Origin of the sequence: Gordonia sp. i37 (genome assembly GCF_002043085.1) — a bacterium.
Classification (GTDB): Bacteria; Actinomycetota; Actinomycetes; order Mycobacteriales; family Mycobacteriaceae; genus Gordonia; species Gordonia polyisoprenivorans.
Genome location: NZ_MVPX01000711.1, coordinates 1 through 378, shown reverse-complemented (window position 1 = coordinate 378; position 378 = coordinate 1). Strand labels below are relative to the sequence as shown.

At 68.0% G+C, this 378-nt stretch carries 1 pseudogene; it reads right to left on the bottom strand.

Annotation, left to right across the window (positions count from 1 at the left end):
• Positions 1 to 354 (bottom strand): annotated as a pseudogene (locus tag B1964_RS30620) (hypothetical protein); the annotation flags it as partial.
• Between the last annotated feature and the right edge of the window lie 24 nt (positions 355 to 378).

The following is a 378-nucleotide window of genomic DNA, read 5'->3' as shown; positions in this document are numbered from 1 at the left end:
CGTGTTCAACGCATGAGCTATCGCGACCTGAATCGCCACGCTCGTCGGATCGACGAGCAGTGGTTGCACCCCGCCGCGCGCGGTCGCGGCCACGGTCGTCACCATGGCACCTGTGGACGCGAGACTCCCCAGGGTCGCCAACCCTCCGACCATGCCACCCGGGCCGAATGCTGCCAAGCCGCTGGTTATTGCCGCGGCACCCGCGGCGCCTGCAGCACCTGCCATCGCGATGCCTATCGGGCCCGCAGCCAGGAGCGCCAATCCTGCTGCCGCAGCGACGACTTTCGTCCTGGTGCTCAAACCGCGACGTTCGGCAGCAACGGCCTCGGCGACCTCCTTGATAGCGTCTTTCACCTTGTGCCCGGTGTGGCTCCGCCC